This is a genomic window from Kutzneria chonburiensis (assembly GCF_028622115.1).
Classification (GTDB): Bacteria; Actinomycetota; Actinomycetes; order Mycobacteriales; family Pseudonocardiaceae; genus Kutzneria; species Kutzneria chonburiensis.
The window spans coordinates 6,642,248-6,657,758 of record NZ_CP097263.1; the positions used below are offsets into that span (position 1 = coordinate 6,642,248).

Sequence of the window (15,511 nt, forward strand, 5' to 3'; positions counted from 1 at the left end):
GCCAACCATACAGCTCGCCTTAAACGTTCTGAAGTTTATTTCACTTGTCCTGATGCTTCGCCTCCCGCAAGCTTGTGCTCGTGACGACTCCGGCAAGCCTCTTCCGCCTGTTATCGCTGGCCCTGATCTGGGGCTCGAGCTTCCTGTGGATCAAGCTCGGCCTGGACGCCCTCTCCCCCGGCCAGATGGTGTTCGCCCGCGTCGCCCTCGGCGCGCTCGTGCTCGGCGCGATCGCGCTGTTCCGCCGCACCGCGCTGCCCAGCAGCGGCCGCATGTGGGGCCACCTCGTGGTCTACGTGTTCTTCGCCAACGTGCTGCCGTTCACGCTGTTCGCCATCGGCGAGCAGACCGTCGACTCAGGGCTGACCGGCGTCATCAACTCGACCACGCCGCTGTGGGCGGTGCCGTGCACGCTGCTGTTCGGCGGCGTGCGGCGGATCAGCCTCAACACGGTCGCCGGCCTGGTGGTGGGCTTCGCCGGCGTGCTGCTGATCTTCTCGCCGTGGCAGGCCACCGGCATCAACCTCGGCGGCGCGGCGATCTGCCTGGTCGCTGCGGCCAGCTACGGCGTCGGTGTGGTCTACGCCGGCCGGTTCCTGGCCAACAAGGGCGTCGCCCCGGGCGGGCTGGCCGCCGCCCAGATGCTGACCGCCACCGTGATGGCCGCCTTCGTGCTGCCCTTCGACGGGCTCCAGCCGATCCGCTGGGACGTGCCGGCGTTGCTCGCAGTGGTCGTGCTCGGCGTGTTCGGCACCGGCTTCGCGTTCCTGATCCAGCACGCGCAGATCGCCAAGGAGGGCCCGACCGCCGCCTCCATGGTCGCCTACCTGCTGCCGGTGGTCTCCGTGCTGCTCGGCGTGGTCTTCCTGCACGAGGCGCTGACCGTGCGCGAGGGGCTGGGCATGGTGATCGTGCTGGTCGGCGTGGGCCTGACCAAGCGCAAGGCCAAAGTTGTCACGTCGGCGCCGATCAAGGAACTCGAGCCCGAGACCGTTTGAACCAGGCGCTCCCCGGATCCGTTGGCTGGGATGGGACGGATTCGGGGAGCGTGGGGCATGTTGTGGGCAGTGGTCATCGGGTCATCGGCCGTGGCGGGTCTAGCCGTGTTCTGGCATCCGCGTAAGGGCGTGCACAGCGGCGGCGGTCCGGAGGGCACGCACACCGTGGCGCACGTGATCGACACGCTCGAGCTGGAGCTGGAGAACTACGGCCGTCACACCAAGCGGCGGTCGGTGGCCCAGCGGGACAGCTCGTACCTGTTGGACAGCTGAGTCTTGCGCAGCACGCTGGAGACGTGGGTCTCCACCGTCTTCACGGAGATGAACAGCTCCGAGGCGATCTCCTTGTACGCGTAGCCACGGGCCAGCAGCCGCAGCACCTCGCGCTCGCGCGGGGTGAGCAGGTCCAGCTCGGGGTCGGCGATGGGCGCGGCCCCCGGCCGCTCGGAGAAGGCGTCCAGCACGAAACCGGCCAGCCGCGGCGAGAACACCGCGTCGCCCTCGGACACCCGGCGCACCGACCGGGCCAGCTCCTGGCTGGAGATGGTCTTGGTGACGTAGCCACGGGCCCCGCCGCGGATGACGGCGATGACGTCCTCGGCCGCGTCGGACACCGAGAGGGCCAGGAACACCACGGCCGGGTTGGCCGGCCGGACCTGGCGCAGCACCTCGGCCCCGCCGCCGTCGGGCATGTGCACGTCCAGCAGCACGACGTCCGGGTGGTGGTGCTCGATGCCGGCCACGGCCTCGCCCACCGACCCGGCCTCGCCGACCACCTCGACGTCGTCGCCGTGCGCTGCCAGCTCGGCCCGTACCCCGGCCCGGAACAGCGCGTGGTCGTCGACGAGGAACACGCGTACCGGCTTGCGGTCCTGCTCCGGCGTGGTCATGCCTTGGCCTCCTTCTTGCGGGGCATCTCCAGCTGCACCTCGGTGCCTTCCCCGGTGACGTGCGCAGCCGGAGCTTGCCGCCGTGCCGGTCCATTCTGCCCCGGATCGAGTCGGCCAGACCGTGCCGGTCCTCGGGCACCTTGTCGGGATCGAAGCCCTTGCCGCGGTCGCGCACGAACACCGTGACGGTGTCCGGCTCGATCTCGGCGTACACGCTGACCTCGCCGACGCCGGAGTGCTTGGCCGAGTTGACGATCGCCTCCCGGGCCGCCTGCACCAGCGCGGTCAGCCGGACGTCCATCGGGCAGTCGCCGACGACGACCTGCTCCACGGTCACGTCGAAGGTGTCCTCGACCTCGCCGCAGGCCACCGCGATGGCCTCGTGCAGGGTGCCGTAGCTGGGCGGCACGTCCGCCGCCTCGTTGGCCTCGGCCGCCTGCGCCCGGCCCCGCCCGTAGCCGGTCGGCCCGTACAGCCAGGTCCGCAGCTGCCGCTCCTGGCCGCGGGCCAGCTTGATCACCTCGCGCGGGTTCTCGGCCTGCTTCTGGATCAGCGCAAGCGTTTGCAGCACGGAGTCGTGCAGGTGCGCGGCGATCTCCTCGCGCTCCTGGTCACGGATGCGGGCGCTGCGCTCGTCGTCGAGGTCGCGGATCAGGCGCAGCCACCACGGCACCGTGATGACGCCGACGCCGACCAGCGTGGCCAGGATGGCGATCACCACCGCCGGCACCAGCGTCGGCGAGACCTGCTGGAACAGGAACAGCCCGATGCCGCCGCACACCAGCAGCACGCCGACCAGCAGCCGTACCCGGGCCTGGGTGCTGCTGCCGCCGAGGAAGCCGGAGACGCCGGTCTTCGCGCCATCCCGCCACTTGCGCCGCTGCGCCTCGTCGGCCTCCCGCCAGACCAGCGCCGCGCCGCCGATGCCCACCGTGATCGGCACGATGAACCAGCTGGTCAGTGAGCCGCTGAGCAGCGAGATCACGATGAAAAGGCCGACGCCGAGGGCCAGCAGCGCGATGCCCTGCTGGCGTTCCTTGGCGTCCGCCTCGGGTTCCTTCTCCTCCGGCGGCGCCTGGCCGGCGAACATCCAGAGCAGCACATAGGCCAGCGGGCCGATGTAGCCGATCGCGGTCAGCACCGTGAACGCGGCGCGCACCCACAGCACCGGCACGTTCAGATGCTCGGCCAGACCGCCGGCGACCCCGCCGGCGATCTTGTGCGACCCGCTGCGGTGCAGCCGGCGACCGGCGAACACCTCCGGTGTCGCCTTCTCTTCCTCGACCAGCTGCGAACTCACCCCAAGATGGTCACACGCACGGGTACCGCCAGCCATCAGGGACGAGCCCCGGGGTTTGATTCAGGGGGCTCCCGGATGTCGCGGCCACCGGTCAGGCCGCATGCTCGTCACCGTGAACACGACCAAGCACTCCGGGATCAACATCGAGGCCATGGTCGCCGACTTCTGGGCCACCCGGCCGAGGCGTCCGCGACAGGGCCGGATGGTGGCCGGTGTCGCGGCCGGCATCGGGCGGCGTTACGGCATCGACCCGGTGATCGTGCGGGTGGCACTGGTCGTCACCACCGTGTACGGCGGGGCGGGCGTGCTGTTCTACCTGCTGGGCTGGCTGGCCTTCGCCGAGGACAACGACGAGGTGTCGGCGATCGAGTCGCTGATCGGCCGCGGCCGCAGCTCCGTCTCGCACGCCTTCACCGTGCTGCTGGGCGTGCTGTGCTTCCCGGCCGTCGCCTGGCTGTGGAACGGGCAGTTCGGCTTCTTCAGCGGCGTGCTCGCCGCCGCCGCGCTGCTGGGCGGGCTGTTCCTGTTGCACCGCAACCGGGCCGACTTGGGTGTGCCCGGTGCGCCGACCATGACGTCAGGGGGACCGATGACCGCACCGAGCTACCCGCCTGGTGCCACTGCCACGGCCGAGTGGGACCCGCTGGGCGCGTCCCCGCTGCTGTGGGACCTGCACGACCCGAACGCGCCGGTGACCACCCAGGTCGCCACCACCGATGACGACGACACGACCGTCATGCGGCGACCGCGTGCACCGCGCTCGGCCGTCGGCGGCGTGACCATGGGACTGGCCGTGCTGACCGCCGCGGCGCTGCTGATCTTCAAGGCCGCGCTGGGCGCGAGCTGGCTGAGCCTGCCGCACATCCTGGGCATCGTGACCGGCGTGCTGGCCGGCGGGCTGGTGGTCGGCGCGTTCGTGCGCGGCGGCCGCGGCCTGGTCGTGCCGACCGTGCTGGTCGGTGTGGCCGCGGTGGTGCTGACCAACGCGCCCAACGGCGGCACCGCCGGCTTCGGCGACCTGCGGGCCAACCCCACCGACACGCTGGCCGCCAGCTACAACCGCTCGTTCGGCGACGTGCGGCTGGACCTCACGAACTTCAAGTTCGACAAGGAGAAGCCCGCGCGGACCTCGGTCAGCGTGGACGCCGGCGAGGCACGGGTGATCGTGCCGGCCAACGTGAACGTGGACGTCACCTGCACCGCCGACGTCGGCGACGTGCGCTGCCTGAACGTGAGCCAGAACTGGCGCGACATCACCCTGCACCAGGTGGACAACGTGCCCAACGCGGCCGGCACCCTCCAGCTCGAGGTGCACGCCGGCGCCGGAGATGTGGAGGTCGTCCGTGGCTGACCTGGAGCGCCGGGGCGGTCCCCGGCTGGTGACCCTGCTGTTCGGCATCGGCGGCCTGTTCGCCATGGCCTACGCGCTGTCCGACGGCTCCATGTCCGACCTGCCGTTCGGCGTGACCGGACTGGTCGCAGGCGGGGCCATCCTGGTCGGACTGCTGATTCTCATGTGGACAGTCAGACCATCCGCCCGCAAGTAAGGAGAAAGGCCCCCGCCGTTGCCGAGGCGGGGGCCTTCTTCATGCAGGGAAGGACGCCTTACCTGCGTCGGATGCAGGTAAGGCGTCCTTCCCTGCATCAGGTCATTCCCACTCGATGGTGCCCGGCGGCTTGCTCGTCACGTCGAGCACGACCCGGTTCACCTCGGCCACCTCGTTGGTGATCCGGGTGGAGATGCGCTCCAGCACGTCGTAGGGAAGGCGGGTCCAGTCCGCCGTCATGGCGTCCTCGCTGGACACCGGCCGCAGCACCACCGGGTGGCCGTAGGTGCGCCCGTCGCCCTGCACGCCAACGCTGCGCACGTCGGCCAGCAGCACCACCGGGCACTGCCAGATGTCGCGGTCCAGACCGGCCGAGGTGAGCTCCTCGCGGGCGATCGCGTCGGCCTGGCGCAGGATCTCCAGCCGCTCGGCCGTCACCTCGCCGATGATGCGGATGCCAAGGCCGGGGCCGGGGAACGGCTGCCGGTGCACGATCGTCTCCGGCAGGCCCAGCTCCAGGCCGACCCGGCGCACCTCGTCCTTGAACAGCGCCCGCAGCGGCTCGACCAGCTTGAACTGGAGGTCCTCGGGCAGGCCGCCCACGTTGTGGTGGCTCTTGATGTTGGCCGTGCCGGCGCCGCCGCCCGACTCCACCACGTCCGGGTAGAGCGTGCCCTGCACCAGGAAGTCGTACTGCTCCTTGTCCTGGAGGTCCTGCGCGGCCTGCTCGAAGACGCGGATGAACTCGCGGCCGATGATCTTGCGCTTCTGCTCCGGGTCGCTGACGCCGGCCAGCGCGCTCAGGAACCGCTCGCGCGCGTCCACGGTGACCAGGTTGACCCCGGTTGCCGCGACGAAGTCCCGCTCCACCTGCGTGCGCTCGCCCGCCCGCAGCAGGCCGTGGTCGACGAACACACAGGTCAGCCGGTCGCCGATGGCCCGCTGCACCAGCGCCGCCGCCACCGCCGAGTCCACGCCGCCGGACAGGCCGCAGATGGCCCGGCCGTCACCGACCTGCTCACGGATCCGGGTGACCTGCTCGTCCACGATGGACGCGGTTGTCCACTGCGGACGGATACCCGCTATGTCGTGCAGGAACCGGCGCAGCACCTCCTGGCCGTGCGGGGAGTGCCCGACCTCCGGGTGGTACTGCACGCCGGCGAAGCGCTTGGCCACGCTCTCGAAGCCGGCCACCGGCGCGCCTTCGCTGCTGGCCGTCACCGTGAAGCCCTCCGGGGCCTTGGTGACGCTGTCGCCGTGGCTCATCCACACCGGGTGGCGGGCCGGCAGGTCCTCGTGCAGCACGCCGCCGTCGGCCGCCAGCTCGGTGCGGCCGTACTCACGGGCCCCCGTGTGCGCGACCACGCCGCCGAGGGCCTGGGCCATCGCCTGGAAGCCGTAGCAGATGCCGAAGACCGGGATGCCCTGCTCGAACAGGGCCGGGTCCACCTGCGGCGCGTTGTCGGCGTACACGCTGGACGGGCCGCCGGACAGCACGATGGCCACCGGGTCCTTGGCCACGAGTTCGGCGACGGTCGCGGTGTGCGGAACGACCTCGGAGTACACCTGCGCCTCGCGCACCCGGCGCGCGATCAGCTGGGCGTACTGCGCGCCGAAGTCGACGACGAGCACGGGTCGGCTCACGGTCAGCGGACCTCCTGGTAGCGGGGATATTCGCTATCTTCCCAGTTCCGGCCGTGGCTAGCGTGCACCGGGTGGAGCTGCGCGGCGGTCTGAACACGGTGTGGTTGATCGACGGTCGCGTGCACCGGCCGTCCGGTCCGTGGTCGACCCGCGTGCATGCCTTGCTGCGCCACGTTTCCGAGGCCGGTTTCACTGCCGCCCCGATCCCTTTCGGGTTCGACCTGAAAGGCCGCGAGGTGCTGTCTTTCCTCCCAGGTGAAGTTGGTCACCACTTCCCCATGACCGACGAGGCGGTGATCAGCTCAGCCCGTCTCCTGCGGCGCTATCACGACGCGACGGCCGGTTTCGTGGCCGGCAGCGGCTGGCAGTGCCCGGCCATCGAGCCGGCCGAAGTGCTCTGTCACGGCGACTTCGCCCAGTACAACCTGGTCTTCGAGGGCGACGCCGCGATCGGGATGATCGACTTCGACTGGGCCCGGCCGGCCCCGCGCTGGTACGACGTGGCCTACGGCGTGTACCGCTTCGCCCTGATGGACCTGGACCGGCCGGTCGCCGTGCAGCTGCGCGCCGCGGCCCTGTTCTGCGACGCCTACGACGCTTCGCCGGCCACTCGCCGGGGCGTGGCCGACAACCTGCCGGGGTATCTGATCCGGATGGCCGAGCAGGTGGAGCAGGATCCCCGGTTCGTCACGCAGCGTGCAGAAGCGCACAACACGATGTATCGGGAACACGCTGCTCGGGTGCCCGACCTGCATAGGACAATCTGTACCGGTTGACCTGGGTCGTTGTACCTGATGGCCACCGGCGTGACGGGCCGTGGTGGTCATATCGTGTGGTCATGGAAGACGCGATCGAGGCCAAGCCCCGCCCCAGCTGGATCGCCGGCCACGCCGAGCAGGGCGCGTCCGAGCTGCTGGTTCGCCACCCGTACGACGGCACCGAGGTCGCCTCCGTCGCCGTGCCCGGCCCCGACCAGGTGGAACGAGCCGTGCAGGCCGCCGCCGACGTGGCCGTGAAGTTCCGCTCGTCGCCGGCCCACCTGCGGGCCGGGGCCCTGATGCACGTGTCGGAGCAGCTGGCGGCCCGGCGCGAGGAGATCGCGGAGGTGATCACAGCCGAGAACGGCAAGCCGCTGAAGTGGGCCGACGGCGAGGTCAACCGGGCCATCTCCACGTTCCGCTTCGCCGCCGAGGAGGCCCGCCGGTTCACCGGCGAGATGCAGCGGCTGGACACCGACCCGGCGGCCGAGGGCCGGCTGGCCCTGGTCCGGCGGGTGTCGCGGGGCCCGGTGCTGGGCATCGCCCCGTTCAACTTCCCGCTCAACCTGGTGGCACACAAGGTCGCGCCGGCGCTGGCGGTCGGCTCGCCGATCATCGTCAAGCCCGCGCCGCGCACCCCGCTGTCGGCGCTGATCCTGGGCGAGATCCTGGCCGAGACCGACCTGCCCGAGGGCGCGTTCTCCGTGCTGCCGGTGGGCAACGAGGAGACCATCGCGCTGGTCAAGGACCCGCGGCTGCCGGTGGTGTCGTTCACCGGCTCGGGCCCGGTCGGCTGGTCGATCATGGACTCGGTGCCGCGCAAGCACGTCGTGCTCGAGCTCGGCGGCAATGCCGCGGCCGTGGTCGCCGGGGACTGGAACTCCGAGGCGGACCTGGACTTCGCGGCCCAGCGCATCGCGCTGTTCGCCAACTACCAGGCCGGCCAGTCCTGCATCGCCGTGCAGCGGGTGATCGTGGATGCCGCGGTGGCCGAGGAGTTCGTGCCGCGGCTGGTGGCCAGCGTCCGCGACCTGATAACCGGCGACCCGCACGACCCGGACGTCGAGGTCGGCCCGCTGGTCGACACCGCTGCCGCCGAGCGCGTGGCCGCCTGGGTCGACGAGGCCGTGTCGGGCGGCGCCGAGTTGCTGGCCGGCGGGCACCGGGCCGGGGCGACGATCGAGCCCACTGTGCTGGCCAATGTGCCGCACGACAGCAAGGTCTGGGCCGAGGAGGTCTTCGGGCCGGTGCTGGCCGTGTCCGTTGTGGACGGTGCCGACGCCGCGCTGGCCGCCGTCAACGACTCCGCCTACGGCCTCCAGGCCGGCCTGTTCACCCACGACCTCCAGCTGGCCTTCCGCGCCGCTTCTGAGCTCGAGGTCGGCGGGTTGATCGTCGGCGACGTGCCCTCGTACCGGGCCGACCAGATGCCGTACGGCGGCGTGAAGGGCTCCGGCTTCGGCCGCGAGGGCCTGAAGTCGGCCATGGCCGACTTCACCGAGGAGCGCGTGCTGGTGCTGACCAACGTCAAGTTCTGAGTCTGCTGAAGGGGGCGTCCCGTTGGGACGCCCCTTTTCACGCCTTGGTCACCGATTGCGCGAAGGACAGCACGCCGTCCGGGTCGTACTGCTGGCCGACCTTGCGCAGCCGGGCCACGTTCGGGCCGTAGTAGGCCGTTCCCCAGTCGGGCAGGCTCTGGTCGATGTAGTTGACGTACGCGCCGTCGCCGATCACCGAGCCCAGGTTGTCGCGGACCTCGCTGACCGCGGTACGGGCCGAGGCCGCGGTCGAGCCCTGGTAGATCTGGGCCGTGGCCAGCGCGCCGCGGTGCGGGAAGGCCGTATCGGTCGCGCCGACCCTGGCCGCCGCGCCGCCGATGCTGTCCAGCAGCACGTCCATGCCATTGCGGCCGGTCATCAGCTCGGCGAACTTTCCGGTGTCGGACAACGGCTTCGACAGCACGCGCGAGGTCGCGGTGAACGATTCCCTTTTCAGCACGCCGTTTCCGTTCCAACTCGGCGTGCACTGGGCATTGCTGTACGAGGCGCAGCCGCCGAACCACTTCATCGCGTCCAAATAGGACTTGGACAGCGAGTACCGGTTGGTCGGCTGGGTGCCGGTGGCCGAGATCAGGTTGTTCAGCAACGGGGTCAGGCCGCCCTGCGTGCCGACGAAGCAGCCGGTGATGTGGCAGGTCGGCGGATTGCCGCCGGAGATCGCCATGGTTGTCCACAGCTCGTCCGGGGCGCTGCCGATGAACTGCTGCCAGCCGCCCAGGACGTCGGCCACCGAGCCGCCCGGGAACTGGAGCTGGAACACCGTCAGCTGTGGTGCTTCCTCGGTCTGGAAGGTGAAGGACGTGACGATGCCGAAGTTGCCGCCGCCCCCGCCGCGCAGCGCCCAGAACAGGTCCGGCTCCTGCTGCTTCGACACCGTACGCAGCTTGCCGTCGCCGGTGACGATCTGCGCCGACACCAGCTTGTCGCAGGTCAGGCCGTACTTCGTGGTCAGCACGCCGACCCCGCCGCCCAGCGTCAGGCCGCCGATGCCCACCGTCGGGCACGATCCCGCCGGCAGGCACCTCCCCGCGTCCGCCAGCGCCGCGTACACGTCCATCAGCCTCGCGCCGGCCCCGATCGTCGCCGTGCCGTCCGGCGCGACCTGGACGTCCTTCATCGCGCCGAGGTCTACTACCAGGCCACTGTCCGGAGTGGAGTATCCGGTGTAGCTGTGGCCGCCGCTGCGGGCCGCGATCGGGATCCTCGACGCGTACGCCTGGGCCACGCAGGCCTGCACGTCGCTCGGATTCGCCACCTGCGCCACCGCCGCCGGGTTCCGGCTGTCGAACAGCGGGTTGTAGGCCAGCTTCGCCGTCGCGTACCCGTCGTCCTGCGGCAGCACCAGCTTGCCCGCCAGCTGGCCCCGCAGCTTGTTCCAGTCCGCCGGCACCGCCGGCGGCCGCGTCGTGGTCGTCGGCGTCGCGCTCGTCGTCGACGACACCGGCCCCGGCGACCCGCCCGGCGCACACGCCGCCACCGCGGCCGCCGTCACCCCCAGCCCCGCCGCCTGCAAGAACGCCCGCCGACCGATCGCCATCCTGGACACCTCCTGACCCGAGGACGTGTCGGAACCGCCCACGTTGCCACCGAGTCTGACAACGATCGCCGCACCCCGCCGTCCGAGCCCGCTCACGTGCCACATGCGCTTCCCACTTGGCACCAGGCGTCAAATGGGAAGCGCATGTGGCAACAGACGGGGGCTCAGCCCAGCCTCAGCGCTCCCGGGGCGTCGGCGGGGACGACGGGGTGCTTGGGGGCGACGGGGGTCAGGCGGCGGTAGTCGGCGCCGGCGGTGGGGCGCTGGTCGGGCTCGCCCTTGTTGGGCCAGAGGGAGAAGGCCCGCTCGGCCTGGGCGGTGATGGTCAAGGAGGGGTTGACGCCGAGGTTGGCGGAGATGGCGGCGCCGTCCACGACGGACAGACCGGGATGGCCGAAGACCCGGTGGTACGGGTCGATGACGCCGTCGTCAGCGGACGAGCCGATGGCGCAGCCGCCGATGAAGTGGGCGGTGAGGGGGATGTTGGCCAGCTCCCCCCAGGTGCCGCCGGGCACGCCGCCGATGTGCTTGGCGGCGAGCTGGTTGGCCAGGTGGCCGGCGGGGATGAAGGTGGGGTTGGGCTCGCCATGCCCCTGCTTGGAGGTGAGCTTGCCCCGCCGCGTGTACGTGGTGATGGAGTTGTCCAGGCTCTGCATCACGAGCAAGATCACGGTCCGCTCGCTCCAACGATGCACGGACAGCAAACGAGCGGTGAGCACGGGATGCCGCACGGCGTAGCGGAGGAACTGGAGCCACCGGGCGGTGGGCAGGGAGCCATCGGTGGCGATGGTCTGCAACAGCCCCATGGCGTTGCTGCCCTTGCCGTAACGAACGGGCTCGATGTGGGTGGTGGCGTCGGGATGGATGGACGACGTGATGGCCACCCCGCGGCTGAAGTCCTGGGCGGGGTCGTAGCTGAGCCGTCCGGCGCCGATGATGGCCTCGGAATTGGTACGGGTGAGCTCGCCCAACTTGGACGACAGCCGCGGCAAGGCGCCGGAGTCCTTCATCTGGTGCAAGAGGTTCTGCGTGCCCCAGGTGCCGGCGGCCAGCACGACCTGGCCGGCGGTGATCGACGACCGGCCGCCGAAACGAGCGCCGGTCCGGCGGGTGTCGACGCGCCACGTCCCGTCGGCGAGCTCCCGAAGGCCGGTCACGGTGGTCATGGGCAGCACCTGGGCCCCGGCCCGCTCGGCCAGGTACAGGTAGTTCTTGACCAGGGTGTTCTTGGCCCCGACCCGGCAACCGGTCATGCAGGAGCCGCACTCGGTGCAGCCCGTGCGCGCCGGGCCGACGCCGCCGAAGAAGGGGTCGGGCACGGTCTTGCCGGGCTCGCCGAAGTGCACGCCGACCGGGGTCGGGTGGTACGTGTCGGAGATGCCCATGTCCGCGGCGACCTGCTGCATGACCCGGTCGGACGGCGTGGTCGTGGGATTGGTGACCACGCCGAGCATCCGGCTGGCCTGGTCGTAGAACGGGGAGAGCTCGGCCTCCCAGTCGGTGATGTGGGCCCACTGGGGATCGTCGAAGAACGGCCGCAGCGGCCGGTACAGGGTGTTGGCGTAGACCAGCGACCCGCCGCCGACACCGGCCCCGGCCAGCACCATGACGTTGCGCAGGGTGTGGATGCGCTGGATCCCGTAGCAGCCCAACGCCGGCGCCCACAGGAAGCGCCGCAGGTCCCACGAGGTCTTGGCGAACTCCTCGTCGGTGAACCGCCGCCCCGCCTCCAGCACGGCGACCTTGTAGCCCTTCTCGGTCAGCCGCAGCGCGGCGACGCTGCCGCCGAAGCCGGAACCGACCACCACGACGTCGTAATCGACGGAAGCACCGTTGCTACTCGTCAGTAGGCCCATGCTGCCGAGGGTAGGCCGAACGGGCTTACGACACCAGATCGGTCCGCAAGACGCTGTACATGACCATGTCCCGCCGCACGCCGTCACGGACATGCGCGCCGCGGATCAGGCCCTCGCGAACCATGCCGGCCTTGGCCAACGCCTTCTGCTCGGCGATGTTCTCGGCATCGGTGCCGGCCTCGATCCGCCCGTACGGCGTGGTGGCGAACAGATGTTCCACCAGCAGCCGCTGCGAGAGCGTGCCGACGCCCCGTCCACGCGCGGACGGCAGCAGCCCGATGCCGATGTTCCAGGCCAAGCAGCCGACCGTCGGCCCGTACATCACGGCATGCCAGCTGACCAGGCCGAGCCGGTCGCCGGTGGCGACGTCGACCACGAGCAGCCGGTGGATCGCCACCGTGATCAGGTCGTGCCGCGGCTCGTCCTCGTCCGGCTCGAAGTCGCCGTTGTACCGCTCGCGGATGTAGTCGACGTCCTCCTGGGTCGGCTCGACCAGCGCCACGCCGTCCCGCGCGGCGACGGTCATCCGCGCACCGTCAGGCCGACCTTCTGGAACTCCTTCAGGTCGGAGTAGCCGGTCTTGGCCATCGCCCGCTTGAGCGCGCCGAACAGGTTGACCGCGCCGTCCGGGTCGGCCGACGGCCCGAACAGCAGGGTCCGCAGGTCCACCTCGGCCTCGGCGCCGACGGTCACCCGCGACCGCGGCACGGACGGGTGCGCGGCGGCCGAGGTCCAGTACAGGCCCTGGCCGGGCGCCTCGGTGGCGGCCGACAGCGGCTCGCCCAGCATCACCGCGTCGGCGCCGCAGGCGATGGACTTGGCGATGTCGCCGCTGGAGTGCACGCCGCCGTCGGCGATCACGTGCACGTACCGGCCGCCGGTCTCGTCGAGGTAGTCCCGGCGGGCCGCCGCCGCGTCGGCGATGGCGGTGGCCATCGGCACGCCGATACCCAACACCGTGTCGGTGGTGGTGACGCCGCTGGAGTGGCCGTAGCCGACGATCACGCCGGCCGCGCCGGTGCGCATCAGGTGCATGGCCGTGCGGTAGTCGCCGACGCCGCCGGCGATCACCGGCACGTCCAGGTCGGCGATGAACTGCTTGAGGTTGATCGGCTCGCCGTCGCGGGCCACGTGCTCGGCCGACACGATCGTGCCCTGCAGCACGAGGATCTCCACGCCGGCGGCCAGCAGGTCAGGCGTCAGCTCGGCGGCGCGCTGCGGGCTGACCCGCACCGCGACCGTCACACCGGAGTCGCGCACCGACTTGATCGCCTCGGCGATCAGGTCGGCCTGGATCGGCGCCGCGTGCAGCTCCTGGAGCAGCCGGGTGACGGCCAGCGGGTCGTCCTCCTCGGCCGCCCTGGTCAGCCGGAACATGGCGTCCTCGACGTCGGAGTGCCGGGCCCACAGGCCCTCGGCGTTGATCACGCCAAGCCCGCCCAGCTCGCCGACCGCCACCGCCGTACGCGGCGAGACCACCGCGTCCGACGGGTGCGTGATCAGCGGGATGTCGAAGCGGTAGGCGTCGATCTGCCACGCCGTCGACACGTCCTTGGACGACCGCGTCCGCCGCGACGGGATGATCTCGACGTCATCCAGCTCGTAAGCCCGCCGCGCGGAGCGACCCATCCCGATTTCGACCAGATCCCGCACGGCCATCCCTCCTCAAGGCAACCGGCACAGGATATGTGACCCGGTCACACGCCGTTCCGCGAGGCCGCGCCGGTGCTTCGCACGGTTGCTGGGTTTTCGATCGCCGCCACCGGACGCGACCCACCGCCGAGCCGATGCGGCGTTCGAAAATTCAGCAAGGGCGAGGCAGCGGTCACGAGCGGCCTCGCCCCGCGCGGGACGCGCGGCATGTCACCGAGTCGTGTAGTTCGGTGCCTCCACGGTCATGGTGATGTCGTGCGGGTGCGACTCCTTCAGACCGGCCGCCGTGATCCGCACCAGCTGCTTGGTCTGGAGCTCGGCGACGGTGTTGGAGCCGGTGTAGCCCATGCCGGCCCGCAGCCCGCCGATCAGCTGGTGGGTGACCTGGGACAGCGGCCCGCGGAACGGCACCCGGCCCTCGATGCCCTCGGGGACCAGCTTGTCCTCGTTGAGCACGTCGTCCTGGAAGTAGCGGTCCTTGGAGTACGACTTGGCCTGGCCCCGCGACTGCATCGCGCCCAGCGAGCCCATGCCCCGGTAGATCTTGAACTGCTTGCCGTTCACGAGGATCAGGTCACCGGGGGCCTCGGCGGTGCCGCCGAGCAGGCCGCCGATCATCACCGCGCTGGCGCCGGCGGCGATGGCCTTGGCGATGTCGCCGGAGTACTGGATGCCGCCGTCGCCGATCACCGGCACGCCGGCCGGCCGGCAGGCCTGGTCGGCCTCGTAGATGGCGCTGATCTGGGGCACGCCGACGCCGGCGACCACGCGGGTGGTGCAGATCGAGCCGGGGCCGACGCCGACCTTCACGCCGTCCGCGCCCGCGTCCACCATGGCCTGCGCGCCGACCCGGGTGGCCACGTTGCCGCCGACGATGTCGACGGTGTCGCCCAGGTCCTTCTTCAGCCGCGCGACCATCTCCAGCACGCTGCGGGAATGCCCGTGCGCGGTGTCCACCATCAGCACGTCGACGCCGGCCTCGGCCAGGCTCATGGCCCTGGCGTACGAGTCCTCGCCGACGCCGACCGCGGCGCCGCAGATGAGCCGGCCGTCCGGGTCCTTGGTGGCGTTCGGGTACTGCTCCGTCTTGACGAAGTCCTTCACGGTGATCAGGCCGCGCAGCACGCCGTTGCCGTCCACGATCGGCAGCTTCTCGATCTTGTGCCGGCGCAGCAGGCCCAGCGCGGCCTCGGCCGAGACGCCGACCTGGGCGGTGACCAGCGGGCCCTTGGTCATCACCTCGCGCACCGGGCGGTGGTGGTCGACCTCGAACCGCATGTCCCGGTTGGTGATGATGCCGATCAGCTTGCCGTCCGGCTCGGTCACCGGCACGCCCGAGATGCGGAACTTCGCGCACAGCGCGTCCACCTCGGCCAGCGTGGCCTCGGGCGAGCAGGTGATCGGGTCGGTGACCATGCCGGCCTCGGACCGCTTGACCATCTCGGCCTGCGCGGTCTGGTCGTCGATCGACAGGTTGCGGTGCAGCACGCCGATGCCGCCCTGGCGGGCCATGGCGATGGCCATCCGCGCCTCGGTCACGGTGTCCATGGCCGCGGACACCAGTGGAATGCGCAGCGTCACGTTGCGGGAAAGCTTGGTCGAGGTGTCGACCTGGCTCGGGATGACGTCGGACTCGGCGGGCAGCAGCAGCACGTCGTCGAAGGTCAACCCGAGCAGGGCGAACTTCGACGGCGTTTCCTGAGCGGTGAGCTCGGTCATGATTCGGGCCTCTGGCCTTCCTGCACTGACTACAAAGGGTGGATTTTCGC

The 15,511-nt window shown here is 70.8% G+C and carries 13 protein-coding genes and 1 pseudogene; 6 read left to right on the forward strand and 8 right to left on the reverse strand.

Annotated elements, in window-relative coordinates:
- The first annotated feature begins 80 nt into the window (after window positions 1–80).
- Together M3Q35_RS30285 and M3Q35_RS30290 are read left to right on the forward strand one after the other, a co-directional pair.
- On the forward strand, window positions 81–998 hold the full coding sequence (locus M3Q35_RS30285) for a DMT family transporter (protein WP_273935972.1): 918 nt from the start codon (window positions 81–83) through the stop codon (window positions 996–998).
- 57 nt (window positions 999–1,055) lie between these two features.
- Entirely contained in the window at window positions 1,056–1,271 is a 216-nt protein-coding gene (locus M3Q35_RS30290) for a hypothetical protein (protein WP_273935973.1), read from the forward strand.
- Here M3Q35_RS30290 and M3Q35_RS30295 read toward each other — a convergent pair.
- Window positions 1,214–1,888, reverse strand: coding sequence for a response regulator (locus M3Q35_RS30295; RefSeq protein ID WP_273935974.1), 675 nt, complete (start codon window positions 1,886–1,888; stop codon window positions 1,214–1,216). The genes M3Q35_RS30290 and M3Q35_RS30295 overlap by 58 nt on opposite strands.
- Window positions 1,885–3,224: pseudogene (locus tag M3Q35_RS30300) on the reverse strand (PspC domain-containing protein). Before M3Q35_RS30300 ends, M3Q35_RS30295 begins: the two are co-directional and overlap by 4 nt.
- A gap of 76 nt (window positions 3,225–3,300) precedes the next feature.
- On the opposite strand from M3Q35_RS30300, the gene M3Q35_RS30305 reads away from it, so the two are divergent.
- Together M3Q35_RS30305 and M3Q35_RS30310 are read left to right on the forward strand one after the other, a co-directional pair.
- Window positions 3,301–4,539, forward strand: coding sequence for a PspC domain-containing protein (locus M3Q35_RS30305; protein WP_273935975.1), 1,239 nt, complete (start codon window positions 3,301–3,303; stop codon window positions 4,537–4,539).
- Window positions 4,532–4,735: a hypothetical protein gene (locus tag M3Q35_RS30310; RefSeq protein ID WP_273935976.1), complete on the forward strand. Its 204-nt coding sequence runs from the start codon at window positions 4,532–4,534 to the stop codon at window positions 4,733–4,735. The genes M3Q35_RS30305 and M3Q35_RS30310 overlap by 8 nt, the downstream gene beginning before the upstream one ends.
- 102 nt (window positions 4,736–4,837) lie before the next feature.
- On the opposite strand, the gene guaA is transcribed toward M3Q35_RS30310, so the two are convergent.
- Window positions 4,838–6,385, reverse strand: a complete 1,548-nt coding sequence (gene guaA / locus M3Q35_RS30315; protein ID WP_273944513.1) for a glutamine-hydrolyzing GMP synthase — start codon at window positions 6,383–6,385, stop codon at window positions 4,838–4,840.
- Between the two features lie 47 nt (window positions 6,386–6,432).
- Here guaA and M3Q35_RS30320 point away from each other — a divergent pair, with 47 nt between their 5' ends.
- Together M3Q35_RS30320 and M3Q35_RS30325 are read left to right on the forward strand one after the other, a co-directional pair.
- Window positions 6,433–7,155 carry a phosphotransferase gene (locus tag M3Q35_RS30320; protein WP_273935977.1) on the forward strand — a complete coding sequence of 241 codons (723 nt, stop codon included), beginning with the start codon at window positions 6,433–6,435 and terminating at the stop codon, window positions 7,153–7,155.
- 62 nt (window positions 7,156–7,217) lie between these two features.
- A complete protein-coding gene (locus M3Q35_RS30325) occupies window positions 7,218–8,675 on the forward strand; it encodes an aldehyde dehydrogenase family protein (protein ID WP_273935978.1) in 1,458 nt (485 codons plus the stop codon).
- Between the two features lie 37 nt (window positions 8,676–8,712).
- Here M3Q35_RS30325 and M3Q35_RS30330 read toward each other — a convergent pair whose 3' ends face one another.
- The 5 genes from M3Q35_RS30330 to guaB form a co-directional block, all read right to left on the reverse strand.
- The gene (locus M3Q35_RS30330) at window positions 8,713–10,233 is read right to left on the reverse strand and encodes an FAD-binding oxidoreductase (protein ID WP_273935979.1); all 1,521 of its coding nucleotides are present in this window, start codon (window positions 10,231–10,233) and stop codon (window positions 8,713–8,715) included.
- 164 nt (window positions 10,234–10,397) lie between these two features.
- A complete protein-coding gene (locus tag M3Q35_RS30335; RefSeq protein ID WP_273935980.1) occupies window positions 10,398–12,089 on the reverse strand; it encodes a GMC family oxidoreductase in 1,692 nt (563 codons plus the stop codon).
- Between the two features lie 25 nt (window positions 12,090–12,114).
- Window positions 12,115–12,615, reverse strand: a complete 501-nt coding sequence (locus M3Q35_RS30340) for a GNAT family N-acetyltransferase (protein WP_273935981.1) — start codon at window positions 12,613–12,615, stop codon at window positions 12,115–12,117.
- Window positions 12,612–13,742 carry a GuaB3 family IMP dehydrogenase-related protein gene (locus M3Q35_RS30345; protein WP_273935982.1) on the reverse strand — a complete coding sequence of 377 codons (1,131 nt, stop codon included), beginning with the start codon at window positions 13,740–13,742 and terminating at the stop codon, window positions 12,612–12,614. The genes M3Q35_RS30340 and M3Q35_RS30345 overlap by 4 nt, the downstream gene beginning before the upstream one ends.
- Before the next feature lie 210 nt (window positions 13,743–13,952).
- On the reverse strand, window positions 13,953–15,461 hold the full coding sequence (guaB, locus tag M3Q35_RS30350) for an IMP dehydrogenase (protein WP_273935983.1): 1,509 nt from the start codon (window positions 15,459–15,461) through the stop codon (window positions 13,953–13,955).
- Between the last annotated feature and the right edge of the window lie 50 nt (window positions 15,462–15,511).